Source organism: Persicobacter diffluens (genome assembly GCF_036244895.1).
GTDB lineage: Bacteria > Bacteroidota > Bacteroidia > Cytophagales > Cyclobacteriaceae > Persicobacter > Persicobacter diffluens.
The window spans coordinates 61,858-78,123 of the sequence record NZ_BQKE01000005.1 but is presented as its reverse complement, the minus strand read 5'-3'; the positions used below and the strand labels follow the sequence as shown (position 1 = coordinate 78,123).

Annotated in this window: 6 protein-coding genes; all 6 read left to right on the top strand. The window is 42.0% G+C overall.

The genetic code is table 11. The features are described from left to right. The first annotated feature begins 29 nt into the window (after positions 1-29). The gene (locus AAA970_RS23870; RefSeq protein ID WP_338239406.1) at positions 30-1,955 is read left to right on the top strand and encodes a sulfatase-like hydrolase/transferase; all 1,926 of its coding nucleotides are present in this window, start codon (positions 30-32) and stop codon (positions 1,953-1,955) included. Between the two features lie 49 nt (positions 1,956-2,004). Next, a complete protein-coding gene (locus tag AAA970_RS23865; RefSeq protein ID WP_338239405.1) occupies positions 2,005-5,322 on the top strand; it encodes a glycosyl hydrolase in 3,318 nt (1,105 codons plus the stop codon). 487 nt (positions 5,323-5,809) lie between these two features. Then, complete coding sequence (locus AAA970_RS23860) at positions 5,810-7,123, top strand: acetylxylan esterase (protein WP_338239404.1); 1,314 nt, start codon at positions 5,810-5,812, stop codon at positions 7,121-7,123. Positions 7,124-8,498: 1,375 nt separating this feature from the next. Then, a complete protein-coding gene (locus AAA970_RS23855; protein WP_338239403.1) occupies positions 8,499-9,941 on the top strand; it encodes a DUF1593 domain-containing protein in 1,443 nt (480 codons plus the stop codon). Between the two features lie 138 nt (positions 9,942-10,079). After that, the gene (locus AAA970_RS23850) at positions 10,080-11,828 is read left to right on the top strand and encodes a sulfatase-like hydrolase/transferase (RefSeq protein WP_338239402.1); all 1,749 of its coding nucleotides are present in this window, start codon (positions 10,080-10,082) and stop codon (positions 11,826-11,828) included. Positions 11,829-12,668: 840 nt separating this feature from the next. Further along, positions 12,669-16,184, top strand: coding sequence for a BACON domain-containing protein (locus AAA970_RS23845; protein WP_338239401.1), 3,516 nt, complete (start codon positions 12,669-12,671; stop codon positions 16,182-16,184). Positions 16,185-16,266 lie beyond the last annotated feature (82 nt).

The following is a 16,266-nucleotide window of genomic DNA, read 5'->3' as shown; positions in this document are numbered from 1 at the left end:
TTTTGGTGGTGATTAGATGAAAATTTCCGATGAAAAAGTATACAACATTATTCCTTTCTTGGTGCCTGATGATATTGCTTGCGCCCTCCGCTACCTGTCAAAATCAGGATTTACCCAATATCTTCTGGTTTATGAGTGAAGACAACAGCCCTTTACTGGGGGTTTATGGTAACGAAATCGTTCATACTCCTGCAATGGATAAGTTCGGGGAACAGGCATTGGTTTTTGATAATGCTTTTGCCAATGCCCCGGTTTGTGCACCTTCGCGCTCTACCTTGATCACTGGTATGCACGCTTCTTCTTTGGGAAGTGAACATATGCGCAGTAAAGTGAATTTACCGACAGGTATTCGCTTTTTTCCGCAATACCTAAAAGAGGCGGGCTATTTCACCAGTCTGCGTATCAAACGAGATTATAATATCCCTCAACAGGCCGGCACCTGGGATATTGATCAATGGTGGGATCTGAAAGATGCACTTAAAGGTCGTGCGTCGAATCAGCCATTTTTTGTCTTTTACAACACCTGGATGACTCATGAGGATAAGCTGCGCCCTGGAAAAATTGAGGATTATTTTAAAGGAACAATGAAGTACCTCGGAGCGCACAAGTTGGATAGTTTGGAAAGGTCAATTGTGAAGATGGATCCAGAGAAGGTTTTAGTGCCAGATTACCTACCTAATATTCCTTCGGTTAGAGCGGAACTCGCCCTTTACTATGAATGTATGCAACGATTGGACATGGAGTTTGCTTTAGCGATGCAATTTTTAAAGGACTCGGGTGAATTGGACAATACCATTGTGATATACACCAGTGACCACGGTGGGGTATTTGGTCGCAGTAAACGCTTTACCTTCGAAACAGGTCTTAAAATTCCGATGATGATGCAGGTTCCGGAAAAATATCAGCAGGCATTTGGCATCAAGACCAAAAGACGAACCGATCAGGTCGTGAGTTTGGTGGATATGGCACCAACGCTATTGGCATTTGCCGGAATTGAAGCCCCTGACTATATGACTGGAAAGCCTATTTTTGATCCGAATTTAGCTGAAGATCGGATGGCTTATGGCTTCCGTGGCCGTATGGATGAAAGCTATGACTTGATCCGTACCGTTCGTTCTAAAAATTATCGTTATATCAGAAATTTCAACCCGCATCGACCACAGGGGCAGTGGATTAAATACCTATGGAATGCCCAAAGCATGCAGGATTGGGAGCGTCTTCATTTGGAAGGGAAATTAAGTAAAGTTGAGGATCGCTTTTTTACCCCAAAAGCAGTGGAAGAATTATATGATGTAAATAAGGATCCTTTCAATGTCAACAATCTGGCATTGCTTCCCGAATATCAGGACTTGCTAAAGAAAATGCGACAAGCGCTCTTTACCGAAATGCAGGTAACTGGAGATATTGGCTTTATCCCTGAAGGGGAATATTTTGCGGCCTCCGAGAAAGGGGAGACGACTTATCAGGCATACGCGGATAGTCAGGGAATGGCGAACATTATTCAAGCTGCTCGCCATTGTACAAAGGAACCTTCAGCAAATGAAGCGCTTCAGTATTTGAAAAGTGAAACCGCAGCCATACGTTTTTGGGGTGCGACCGCCTTTTTACAAACGGACCTGAAGATGAATAGAAAAGAGAAAAAAGCGGTCATCAAGGCGCTTAAAATGACTTTAAAAGATGAGTCCGGCGATGTAGCCGCCACCAGCGCAGAGGCTCTATTAGTTTTAGGAGAAAAGAAGGTAGGAGCAGATGAATTGGCCAAACTTTTATCACATCAGAATCCATACGTCGTTCTTCGAGTTTGTAATATCCTGGATGAACGAGCAATAAAATCTGCAGAAATTTACACCAAATTAAAAGCGCTTGAGCAGTCTGATGCCTTTGATGACCTCAGCGATAAATATATCAAGAATAAGCTCAGCAGGTTATTGCAGGCCTACGAGCAGGGGTCCTAATTACTTAGGATCAATGTCTAAATAAGGGATCTATATAATTTTTCACATCATGAGGTTTTCCATTTTTTCAATTACAGGAGTACTTTTTCTTTGGGCTTCCCTACAAGCCAACAGCCAAAATATAGAACAGCAGTTTACCCAACCGCCAAAAGAATACCAACCAGGAACCATTTGGCGGTGGATAGGCGGTTGTGTTTCCGATGAAGGCATTGCCCATGACATGAAAGCATTGGCCGACAAAGGGATATCAATGGTGGAACACTTTGATATTGAAGGCCATTGTTTTTGCGATACGACCATTCATGATGAAAAATGGATGAAGCACTTTAGGTTTGCTTTAGACGAGGCAAAAAAAAATGGACTTACTTTTCGAAAAGTCCCTACGGCAGGTTGGGGATTAGGGAGTCAGCATTTTACGAAAGAGCAGGGAGCAAAGCGGATTACTTTTGCAGAAACGACGCTGCAAGGGGGACAACAAATCCATCAACAACTTCCACTTCCAGAACTGCCGGAAGGTTATAAGAAGGAAATAGCTGTTTTGGCCATTCCGGAAAAAGGGAGTCATCCACCAAAGCCCTTAAAAGTGACGGATTCCGGACACGAAAAAGCCTATTTCTTCCAGCAGGTTTATACTGCCGAAAATGTGGTGGACATGGATCCTCATACCCCATTTATTAGTTATAAAGCCAATGGTACTTTTGACCAACAGTGGCTGGAATGGGAATATGAACAGGACTACCTTTTTGAGCAGTTGTTCATTAGTCCTAAAGCTAAGGATAATGGTGATCAGCGCATGTGGAACTGTCGATTGGAGCGAGCAGATTCAAAAGGAATCTATGATGTAATCCATCAGTTTCAAATGCAATCCGATCAGGAAAAATTGGTCGAGTTTAGGCCTACGAAGGGGCATAAATTCCGATTGGTATTTCAAACAGATTACAATGAGAATATCATGATCGGAGAGGCCTGGCTCCTTCGGGCTAATGATAAATCTCCTGTTCGGGAAGGAATTAAATGGTGGAAAACCAAAACAGCGAACCAAGGGGTATGGGATTATCCTGCTAAGGCTGATGGGGGCAATTTGGTCGTAAACGATTATTATTCTCAAGCTCAGGAGGCTGATATACAAACGTCTGAAGTCATTGATTTATCCGATCAAATGAATGAAGAAGGGGTACTTCAATGGGCGGCACCGGAAGGGCGTTGGACCATTTTACGTTTTTGTGAAGTGCTGGTGCCCGGGCATTCACGTAGTGCAAGCCACCTGCGACCTCAAGGTTATGAGGGCAATCCTTTTGATACCAAAACCTTGGATATCTTGTTTGAAAAATCTATCGATCCTATGATTGAAGTGGCAGGTGAACATACTGGTACCACCTTCAACTCTTTATTATTCGATAGCTGGGAAATTGGGGCACTCGAAGGAGCTATCCAACCGACCTGGACGGATAATTTCATGCAGATTTTTCAGGAAAAAAATGGCTACGACCTAAAGCCTTACCTACCGATTTTGGCACACCGAATAGTGGAAAGTCGCGAAATTTCTAATAGGTTTATGTACGATTATCGTAAAACACTTGCCGACCTGTACCTGGAGTTTTTCGAATATTATACCACTCTTGCCCATGACCGTAAACTTAAAACTTCCGCGCAAAATGGTTACGGCACAATGCCTCACCCTCATATTGATGGTTTAACCGCTTTCGGGAAAGTAGATATTCCCCAGTGTGAATTTTGGGTAGATGAGACTAACCGGGTAATGGACTATTTTTGTGATCCAATCCGCACCGCTTCTTCGGCGGCGAACATCTATGGCAAGCCTTATATCACTGCGGAGGCATTTACCAGATTTAAAGCCTGGGCCATGTTACCGGCCGCTTACAAAAACAGAGCGGATGAGGCATTTTGTAACGGACTAAATCAAGTCATCTTTTCGGTCTTTTCTCATAAATTTCAACCTGATGCCAAACCCGGCATTACGGTCGGTAGTGCTGCGCTGGATACCAACGTGCCCTGGTGGAATTACAGCGATTCTTTTCATCAATATCTGAGCCGATGTAATTATATGTTGCAGAAAGGGCAGCATGTTGCGGATTTTGCCTATTTCATTGGGGAAGGAAGCCTCAAATTTGTACCCGGGCGACAATACCTTAAACCTGCTTTGCCAAATGGCTATGACTATGATGGCATCAATGCTGAGATATTATTAATCCAGGCACAGGTGAAGGCTGGTAGATTACGACTTAAAAGCGGGATGGAGTACAAATACCTGGTCCTTCCTCATCATGATCAATGGACAGCCAGTCCAAAAATCATTCAGCAACTCTATCAACTTGCTAAACAAGGATTGACCATCGTTGGGCAGGCTCCTGCCCGTACGGATGGATTAGTGGATCGACTCAGGGAAAAAGAATTTCAGCAAATTTGTGAGAAAATGTGGCCATCCAAGGGGCAAAAAGTTCATGCTTTGGGCAAGGGACGAATTGTTCAAAATATGCCGCTCGAACAACTTTTGCAACTTGATCAGCAATTAGCAGATTTAGAGGTGGAAGATTGCTATAATCCCCATGATATTATTTGGACGCACCGAAAAGATCACAAGCAGGATATTTATTTTGTAGTCAATCAAAATGAAAAGACCTCCCGGAAGGCAAGGCTGATTTTTAATGCTGATCGAAAACAACCCCAATTATTTGATCCGCTAACCGGTTCTGTAAGGGCTTGTGATAAATGGAAAAGAGAAGATAACCGAATAATCATAAACCATACTTTTGCCCCAAACGAGAGCATGTTTTTCGTGCTGACCGATGAGCCGAATAAGGACAGCCAAGTCTCTTATAATACTTTGGTGCTGAAGGAGGAAGTGGATTTGAGCTTCGATTGGACATTGACTTTTGACCCTTCTCTTGGAGGACCTAAATCCCCTCAGCATTTTGCGTACTTGCAAAGTTGGAGTACTATTGCATGTGATGACATTCATTATTACTCTGGAATGGTGCAATATGAAAAGAAATTTTTCTTAACCTCCGAGCAGTATGAGATGATTCAAAAAGGAAAGTTAATGGTTGACTTAGGGGAAGTTGCCGGCACTGCACAGGTGATCGTAAATGGGCATCGACATCCAAGCAATTGGTGTGCACCTTATCAGGCAAGCCTTAAAGAAAACCTGAAAATAGGAGAGAACTTATTACAGGTGGAAGTGGCGAGCACCTTTTTTAACCGGATCATCTATGAACAACGGATCCCTGCTTATGCCCGAATATTAAGCACGAATGAATATCCGAACATGAAAAGTAAATTACAGCCTTCAGGATTGTTAGGGCCGGTGAATCTTAAGATTTATGAACATCGACTACCAGAACAATAAGCATTGAAATCAAATAAACGAGCGACACTAAATGAATCATGTCGCTCGTTTATTATGAATTGTATATTGCAGGATGATGCATCCATAGGGATTTAATCTAGTTTTTATAAAAAGAGTGCTTATATTAGTTTAAGGCTTTAGTTTTTACCAATATTAACCCGGATATGCGTACTTAAATCCCCGTTTAGCCGCTAGGCAGGAAAAAAGAAGGAATAGTTTCCTATTTCGAATTTTCCCCAACGAAGCAGATGAATGAGGAGAAAGCAAGCATACCCGAATTTGAGCTATTGATAATTCGATAAAATAAACCGAAAAAACCTGATGATTTAATATTTATATCGACTCACGAAATTTAGCGGTGAATAATTCGGGTTAAGGGGTTTATACCAAAATATATATTTTGATTATAGTAAATTAAGCAGTGCCTTTTTAGCTGTAAAACCATTAATTTTTTCTACTATTTTTTAACCCATATAAAACCTAACTGATGAGGAAAATTACATTTATATACCTGTTTATTTTATGCACTTTTTATCATAATACTTATGCACAGCCAAGCATACAGTATGTTAACTTACAAATAAGTCCTAAAAAATGGACTTATGAGAAAAAGGAGGAAATCATCTTTCAGCTTTACGCAACAGCCTATGATCAGCCGGTCAATAAACAGGTGGTGGTTCACTATGATTTTGGAATGGATGGCTTCGAGCACCTGCATAAGGGGAAAGTTGCGCTGAAAGAGGGGCGCGCAGAGATCGGCCCATTTTCTGTGGATAAGGCAGGATTCTATGCTTGTCGTGTTCATATGGAGTATGAAGGAAAAACGATCAAATCGTTCTCCAAAGCTGGCTACCAGGTAGCGGAAATTCAGGCGGTGACTCCATTACCGGAAGACTTTACGGCCTATTGGGAGCAGGCCATAACTAAGGCTAGAGAAGTCAGTCTGAAACCTGAAATGACTTTAATACCAGATTTATGTACATCAGAGGTCAATGTTTATCATATATCCTACCATAATACGAAAGAAGGTTGGCGGGGAACCGGCAAAATGTATGGTTTACTGAATATACCCAAAAATAGCAAAGGGCCATTACCGGTGATTATCGGTTATCCGGGCGCGGGCGTACGACCTTATGCCCATCGATATGCTATTGCGGAAAAAGAGGTTATTTATCTTCAAATGGGCATTCATGGAATACCCGTTAATTTAGAGCCCTCCCTGTATCAGGACCTGGCCACTGGCGCATTGGCGAATTACCAGATTCGCGGACTCGACCAGCGGGACACTTATTATTATCACCGGGTGATTTTAGGATGCGTAAAGGCGGTGGATTTTGTTAAAACCTTACCAGAGGCAAATCTGGATCAGATATTAGTCACTGGAGGCTCTCAGGGTGGAGCGCTTTCTATCATGGTAGCAGCATTGCATCCTGACGTCAAAGGGCTGGCAGCTCACTATCCTGCGATGGCGGATATGATGGCTTATCGTAAGCATCAAACCGGGGGCTGGCCTCACCAGTTTAAACATTTCGATGAGCAGGATCATCCCAATTGGCTAAAGGTTGCCCCTTATTATGATGTTGTTAATTTTGCCCGACAGCTGAAGGTGCCCGGCCTTTACCTGACAGGTTACCATGATGACGTATGTCCTCCTATGCCATTTTACGCGGTATATAATAATATTTCCGCACCAAAGGCCCTGGGCATTTATCCCAATGCCGGCCATTGGCAATATCCGGAGCAATCCGCAGCGGCAGAGGAGTGGTTACTGCGCTTTTTTAGTGAATTAAACAACAATTAAAAAAATCCATATTTGAGCTTAGCTGAATCATAACAATCGATTTGAAATAATAATTTATCTTAAAAAATATAGGCTTAAGAGCGTGTTAAAAAGTCAAAATTCACCGAGGAAAATTGATTATTGCAGTAGTGATATCCGATTATTTTGAAAGAATAGCAGCGACATTTTTGAGAAATTATCTAAAATTGTTTCCAATAAGCTTTCAAACACGCTTTCAATCCTCATTTAACGGTAAGCATGCAAAATGGAGACCTTTCGCATGGTTTTGAATTTTTCCATGGGACCGAATGAATAAGGATAAAGCATACTATCCATATTAGGGATAATTTAAATTCAAAAATAATACGCTTAATAAGCTGGAAAATGAGATTTCTGATTTACTAATAAGATACGGCATGGCGTAATTCCAATTAATTCTATTTGTAATGAAAACCGGTTTTTATGATTTTTAGTATATGATATAGACTTATTTTAGCTTATTTCATTTTAATATTATAATAAAGGTTATGTTAAATAGTAAGCTGAGTAATTACCTTTTAACCACTGGTTATCACCAATATGGTCTTTTCACTACTATTTTACGGAGACGATTCTATAAAACTTTAAAACCTCATTTCACAAATTATTCCTAAAAGCAAGTGACCCTTCACCTTCTCAAGGCTTAATACAATTTGTTTTAAATTATAAGATAGCAATCATCAATGGAAATCGTTTTTTGAAAAATCAGTCTTGCAAGAACTAATTCCGAAGAAATTCTTGTCGCTTGCCAATATTTAGATTATTCCTTATTAAGCATGAATTGATCTATAACCAGGAAAATTCTTCAGCCTCTTTTCCATACGCTTCTTTTCTGGGCAGTCTAAAAATACAACTTAACCTTTATTTATCCATTTATAAAGGTTAAGAGCGATAACAATTGGCCAATTCAATTTACCACATTTACACCTATCTTTTGATCATATCCATAGTATTCTCAATATTGATATTTCAACGCTATTCCTGATCCTATTTTCAGCACATACTAACCAAAGGTACCTACCAAATGAAAGTTTAAGTTCAAAAAAATCTTTTATCTAAGCGCGTGTTTAATAGCCAAAAATGGAAGTTTTACAGCAGCGATACCCGATTATTTTGAGCGCATAACGTCGCTACTGTTGGCAAATTACCCGAAATGGCTTCAAATAATTTGAGCTTGTAGCCTGGTGGTGTGCTTTAAAAATGCTCGAAACCGCGAAATTCTGGTGGCTGGACTATAAAGCCACTCTAATCAAAAATCAATGGTTAAGATTTACTACCTATTGAGACAAAAATTCCCCTGAATTTAAAATTTTGGATCGTTTCTTTCGAAAAATCAACCACGACTGAAAAACGAAAAATGGCAATTTATCTTCGACAAATTAAGTGCAGCTTGCTGGCCCTCGTGGTCCTTGCACTTTTGAGTTTACCCACCATGGCAGAGCCTAACGATCAACCTGTTTTGATTGTGACCACAGACCTAGGGCAAGACCCTGATGACCAACAATCATTGGTGCGATTGCTCCACTATTTAGATCGCGTTCAGCTCGCAGGGATCATTACGAATGCGGACAATAATAGCGAAGATGAAGCTGCCGTTTTGAGGGATGATCTTGCCCATCAATTGATTGATGCTTATGGTGAAGTGGAACAAAACTTTAGAATTCATGCCCCTACTTTCCCTTCCGCATCTTACTTGCATCAATTAGTAAAAAAGGGATCGGATAAAAATGGGCGAAATATTCCATATCAAAATTACGTTGGAGCAGCGCACGATACGGAGGGGTCTGACTGGATCATCAACGTAGTTGATCAATCAAAAAGTCGAGTGAATGTTGCCGTTTGGGGAGGAGCCTGTGATTTAGCCCAGGCTTTATGGCGAATTCGTCATGAAAGGTCCGAGGCAGAGCAAGATGAATTCATTGATAAACTACAAGTCTATTTTATAGGAAAGCAGGATAGTTCCAACGACTGGATCCTTCAACAATTTCAAGGGTTAAAGATCATTCTTTCTCTTGCTGAAAACGGGAATAGTTGGGACTCTACTTATCGGGGGATGTTTTTAGGAGGTGATTTATCCACTACTTCTCGGGAATGGATGGAGCACAATATCATTGGTCAAAACCCAATCACTAAGTTATATCCAGACAAGGCATGGACCGGTGGGAAGAATAAAAATCCACATGGTGTAATGAAGGAAGGAGATTCGCCTTCTTTGCTATATTTCCTCAGTAATGGTTTAAATGTCCCGGAAAAACCCGAATACGGTGGTTGGGGTGGTCGATTTCAACAAAAGCAAGATAATAGGTTCAGAGATACGCAAGAATATGCTTACACCGACACTACAAACCGTGGTGCATTGGCTCCTCAAGCGACTGTTTTCCGATGGAGAACAGATTTCCAAAATGATTTTGCCAACCGCGTAAAGTGGGCTACTGCCAGCCGCTATGAGGAGGCTAACCATTACCCAGTCATCCAAATGCGTAATGGTTATTGTGAAGGAGAACTTATACAGGAAATCGAAATTGCTCATGAAAAAAAGCTGCAACTGGATGCGAGTTTAAGTTTTGATCCTGATGGTGATGCCCTTCAGTTCGAATGGATACTTTACCCTGAGGCATCTGGACTTGAAAGCACTGATCATATTCATCTTGATGGCACTGACACGGAAAAGGTTACCTTAAGCTTTAATAATACCAAAGAGGAAGACATTCATTTGATCCTAAAAGTCAGCGATCAAAGAGCTATACCTCTGAGCAGTTACAAGCGATTTTTAATCAAAAGAAAAGCATTTCTACATTAATATTTCAAGGGCTAAACCTACAATTAGCAGCAGTGAGGTGACTATTTATGAGGGGCTAAATCTAAAGTTCAACATTTACCTGCTTTCTCCTTTCTTCGAATACGGGCAACCGTTTTTTCAAACTCAAAAGCATTAACTATGTCTATTTTTCCAAAAACCTGTTACCCGATAATCATAGGAATATGGTTAAGTTTTCTTTCCACGATGGGGTACAGCCAAAGTGGAAAAGACCAACGGCCAAACATCGTTTTAATTCAGTTGGATGACCTGGGCATCGATGACCTTCCCTCTGAAGGTAACATGACCGTTAAGGCGCCAAATATTGACCGCTTAGCGATGGAGTCTATTCGTTTTTCACAATTTTACGTTACGCCAGTTTGTGCAAGTAGTCGGGCAGAATTATTAACAGGAAAGCCCCACCTTTCCGTTGGGGTCAGCCATGTGCACGGAGGTAAAGATTATCTAAATTTAGAGGAGCAAACTATTGCCGATGTATTGCAGGAAAAAGGATATCGCACTGCTATGTGGGGTAAATGGCATTTAGGCAAGACACCTGGATATATGCCCTGGGATCGTGGATTTGAGGAAGCATTCATGGCCCGCCTATATGAATATATCGACAAAGACGGCCAAAATCATGGCCATTTTAATGGCAAAGCTATTAGCCATGAAGGTTGGGTAACCCAAACGATCACGGATTATGCTATTCAGTATATGCATCGGGATGACCCACGCCCATTTTTTGCTTACCTCCCCTATCTAACGGTACATGAACCGCTGAAAGCTCCAGAGAAATATAAAAATATATATAAAGAAAAAGGCCTGTCCAACGGTTTGTCGACCCTGTATGGAATGATTACGCATCTGGACACGCACATTGGTCGATTACTGGACGAAATTCAATCTTTACCACAGAACCGCCCCACTTATGTTCTATTCATGAGCGACAATGGCCCGGCCATCATCCATCGTTACCTCAGTGAGGAGGATCGCAAGTACCGTTATCACCACCAATACCGTGGTCATAAAGGTAATATTCTGGAAAATGGAATTAAATCGCCTTTTTACTTTCATGGGTTTGGTGCCGGTTATTCTGATAAGTTCATCAGTGGACAGGATATTTTCGCCATGATTCAGGACCTATCGGAAAGAAGAATTCAAAATCAGTCAGATCTCATTGACTTTGCTTCTGATTGCTCCGAGGAACATTTATTTTATGCCCACCGTGCGTGGCAACCGTCGCAGGAGGCCTGGAGCACATTAGGTAAATTCAATGAGTATATCACTTTGAAGTCGTCCAATGTACACCGCTTATATGACTTTAAGGAACAGGCCATTGCTTACCGAAAAGGCCCTTATAAGCTAATTCAGAATGGAAGTGAGCAGGAGTTTGAAGAAAAAGGATCAACCCTAAGATTATTCAACGTGCAAGAAGATCCGCAGGAACGTCATAACCTGGTCCAGCTTAATCCGGAACTTACCCAATTAATGTTGGAACAATCCAGGGTGGCTTTCAATCAATTGCATGTGGAAACATCCCTCACACACCCCATCATACACCAACCCTCAAAGGGACAGCTTTTTCTCCCGGCGGTAAACAGCATACCGGAAACGGGCGAGATCAAAAAGGCATTTGATTATTTAGTTGGAAAAGGAAAGGCAGAAATTAAATTTGAGGTGGCCGATCCTCTTATTCAATTAGAGGACTATAAAATCAAAGGCTCAGAAAACATACATCTACAAGCCAATATGAAGACTGAGGAAAATGCGGGGAAACTTACCCATTGGCTCCATATAAAAATAAATGCTGATCACGGTAAAGAATGGCGTCTTACGAATATCTGTTTTTCATCTGCTTCCTCGCTGGAACAAAATCAACAGCCCTAAGGGGAATTAGGCAGTAAATGGCTGATACAGGTCAATCGAATTAATCGAAAAAAATCAAAAGCTAAATTCCAAAAAAATCCAATTGTAGCCAATGCCTTTTCAAGGTGTTGGCTTTTTTTATCCCCTTATAAAAAAGCCTCAATAAGAGCGTGTTTAAAAGCCAAAATTCGCAGCGAAAATTTGATTATTGCAGAAGGGGTACCCGATTATTTTGAGAGAGTAGCAGCAGTATTTTGGAGAAATTATCCAAAATCGCTTCCAATAATTCGAATTTGTAGCCGGATGGTGTGCTTTTAAACACTCCCTAAAGCTGGGTGAGCTACTGAGGTTGTTGAACCGAACTATTTGACCTTGAAACTTCTTAAAATTTCATCGCCAAATTTGAATGATAACATTTGAAGGTTGCATTTGGAAAAATGAGCCATGACATCCATACGTCAATTTTTACCTACAGCCCAAAACACCTTATCTCAAATGGGTAATTTTTTTCGACACCTTTTAGTTAGTTTCCGCGCATTAAAAACAGATTAGAGCGAAAAAATACTCCTCTTCCTGTTTGGCGGATAGGATATAAGCGGAACAAAATATCCACTTTATATCGGTCAAAAAAACCTAAGTTTTCATCCAAAAAAATATACCCATTTTTAATCAATATTTTCTCTCATTACCTCACTACGAGATATAACTTATTATTCGTAAAACAAAACCAACAATTAAAAACCACCATTCATTCACATGAATTAATAGATTTTTTTCAGGCATTTCAATCATCAAACCATCCCATTCTTTTAATATGGGATATTATTTAAACTATATTTTTTTACGTAAACTATTTTTATAATGAAAACGAAGCATTACTTATTGCTCCTGTTCCTCATGAACCTGAGTTCATTAACCTGGGGGCAATCATTAGCCCAATGGGATTTTGCCGGTACTAATACGCCCAGTAGTAGTCCGCCGGATTACCAGGCGTCCGGAGTAAATGTATCAGATTTTACCGCTGGTAATGGTATCGTCCCTCTGAGTTACAATGGGGGCAACGCTTTTACTGCCAAAGAGCAACTCGCCAGCAGCCTGACCGAAGCCATCAGTCAGGAGGAGTACTTTACTTTTACCCTTACTCCTGCCAATGGGCAAACCATCAGCATTAGTGATTTACAAATCCGGCCTGTGAGTCAAAACACCAGTCGAACTTTTGCCATCCTCTCCAGCCATAGTGGCTTCGATGCTTCCTCGGTTTTAGGAAGTTTCAACATCCAGGTAAATGTGGAGGCGAGTTTGCAAAGCATTCCTATTTCCAACCATAATCAACTCGCTGAGGCGGTTGAATTTCGAATCTATGTGTATGGAGGTACCAATAAATACGAAGCCGTAGGTTTGGGTGCCGGGGACGGTGACGACCTTATTGTTAATGGACAGGTAGATACGGGAAGTTCACCCTTCCTGACTGTCTCCAGCTCGAATCTTGACTTTCCCGCAGCCGGAGGTAGTCAAAATGTGTCCATCTCCTCAAACATAAATTGGCAAGCCAGCACTGCTGAAAGCTGGATTACGCTGAACCCTGCCAGTGGTAGTAATAATGGTAACATCAGCATTAGTGTTGCATCCAATGATGCTGAAGCCAGAAGTGGCAGTGTTACTGTAAGTGGAGAGGGCATAAGCCGTACAATCAATATCAGCCAGGATGCAGGGGTTACCAACCCGCCTGCCTCAGGGGAGTTGGCCAGCTGGGAATTTACAGGCACCAACGGTGCCGGAAGTGTGGATCCAAAAACCTCCATGGCTGGATTAAGCGTTACGGCCACCTCTTTCGGCCAGGGATTAACTGCCCTGAAGTATGGTGATGGCCATGGATTGACGGCCAAGGATCAAACTGCATCCAACCTTACTGACGCTATCAACGGCTCGGAATACATTACCTTTAGCATTAGCCCTGAAAGTGGGAATGATGTTAGCATCACCAAAGTGGATTTCAGACCTGTCAGTCAGAATGTAAGTCGTACTTTCACTTTAATGTCAAGTGTCAATGGTTTCTCCACCTCAAACACCTTAGGCGCTACCACTGTACAGGCCAATCAGGATGCTTCGATGGTTTCCATCGAGCTGACTAATCATGTGCAGTTGACCTCTTCCGTTGAGTTCAGAATATATATTTCCGGCGGAACGGATAAATATGAGTCCTGCGGACTGGGCCGTGGCACTGGAGATGATCTGATTGTCTATGGTTCGATGAATGGTGACGTTCCTCCTCCTCCAAGCAAGGAACTGAGTGTAAGCCCAAGCTCATTAAGTTATGGCCAAAATGGCGGATCAGCCTCCTTCAATATTTCGTCAAATGTGGCCTGGACGATCAGTGCATCTCAAAGCTGGATCACGCTGGACAAAACCAGTGGCGCTAATAATTCGACGATAACGGTTACCACAGCAGCTAACGGTTCAGACAGCAGAAATGCGACCATCACCATCAACGGAGAAGGACTGACCGCTACCGTTAACATCAGTCAAGCAGGAGAAGTCCCTCCGGTATCCGGAGATTGGCCTAAGGTTGGAGTAGGACTAAACGGCGTGAATTATTATCAGCCCTATTGCCCCTTCAATGATGCAGTGAAAGCCGCCCTTTGGTGGTATGTTGGCTCCTGGGACGAAAATGGTTGTCCTAAGACCGCCAATGGACAACAGCCTGAGGGATGGATCGGTGTGGACAATGGAAGAACTTGGAAGGATGGCATCTATACCCTGACCTGGGAAGGTAGCGGCGATGTATCCATTTTCGCGGATGCGACACTTATCAGTGAGGACCTTTCCGGAACAGTGAAAAAGAGAAGGTATCAGATGGAGATGACCAATGGGGACAAGCACGCCATTAAGTTTAGAGTCAACAGCTTCCCCGCTACGAAGATCCATATCTACCTTCCGGGGCAAGAAGATAATCCAAGCCTATGGAACCCGGAATATACGGAATATATGAAGCCTTTTGTAGGAGGAGTTTTACGAATGATGGACTTGGGGCATACCAACCATTCCAAAGTAAAAAAATGGAGTGATCGCACCCCTCGCGATTGGGCTTCTTATTCTTCGGCTTTGAAAAATTCTACCGCCGCACCTTATGTGATCAGTGCCTCCTATGAAGCGATGATCGAGCTGGCCAATGAAATGAATACGGATATGTGGGTATGTATTCCACATGAAGCGGACGATGATTTTGTAAGAAAATTGGCTACCCTGATTAAAACGGGATATGACGGTAGCAAAAAAACCACCGAGCCGTTAAAAAGCAACCTTCGAGTATGGATCGAATATTCTAATGAGGTTTGGAATTGGGGCTTCTCTCAAAGTCATTATGTCAATAATAACACTTCAATACCAGGAAACAATTTCCACCAGCGTCTGGGGAATATTTCCAAAATGAAGACCAATGTATTTAGAGATGCTTTTGGTGATCCTGAGCGAGTAGTGAGAATTATTGGTACTCAAACGGGTTATGGAGATGCATGGGTAACCAAGCAAATATTGGAAGTGGCCACCCCTCATGTAGATTTTGATGCCATCGCCGTGACTACCTATTTTGCCCACGGTATTGAGCAGTGGATGCATGACAACTGGAATCAGGTCAAGGATAATAAGCAAATGGTGCTCAATGAGCTGGCCAAACGTTTAGGCTCCGGGCCATTTACCGATAATGAATTCCATTCTTATTCCAAAAAAGTTGGTGATAATCTGAAAGCCGCTCGTGAGGCTGGTATCCCAATTGTTGCCTATGAGGGTAACTCTCACCTGATCACCAGTCGGGATATATATAATGGTGATACTAAATTAGGAAAATGGTTTGATGTTCGTCCTGAATCGGTGGACTACATTCATGATTTGGAAAGAATGCCTGCATTTGCCGCCCTATACGAGCAGTGGATTGAACGCTATGAGCAATCCGGTTTGGTGACGAACGTTCCATTCGTGATGTTAGCCGGCTGGTCCAAGTGGGGACAATGGGGACATGTGGAATATGTGGGCCAACCCATCGATGAGGCCCCTAAATTCAAGATGTTATTAGATCATTATAACTTGCCTTATCCGGATGTGTCCAATCTCCGCACCCTTAGCTTTGAGGATGCAGCAGGCGCAGATCCTAACACTGATGATTACCAGATCCTGGCCTATCCTAACCCTGTGAGTGATCATCTACAAGTGATAGCCCCTGATGCCTCACAGCTTGATTATCAACTAATCAATGTCAAAGGAGAGGTAGTCAAAAAGGCTATAATTGCCGGGGAAAAAACAAGTATAATGGTAAACGATTTGGTGCCTGGCTTATACATTCTGAAAGTAAATCAATACAGTAGTCGAATTATTATTAAATAAGCCATAATCACCTTTTTAAAAAGCACTAACCACGGTTGGTGCTTTTTTTATTGTAAGCCTTCAGCTAACCACTGTTTCCTCC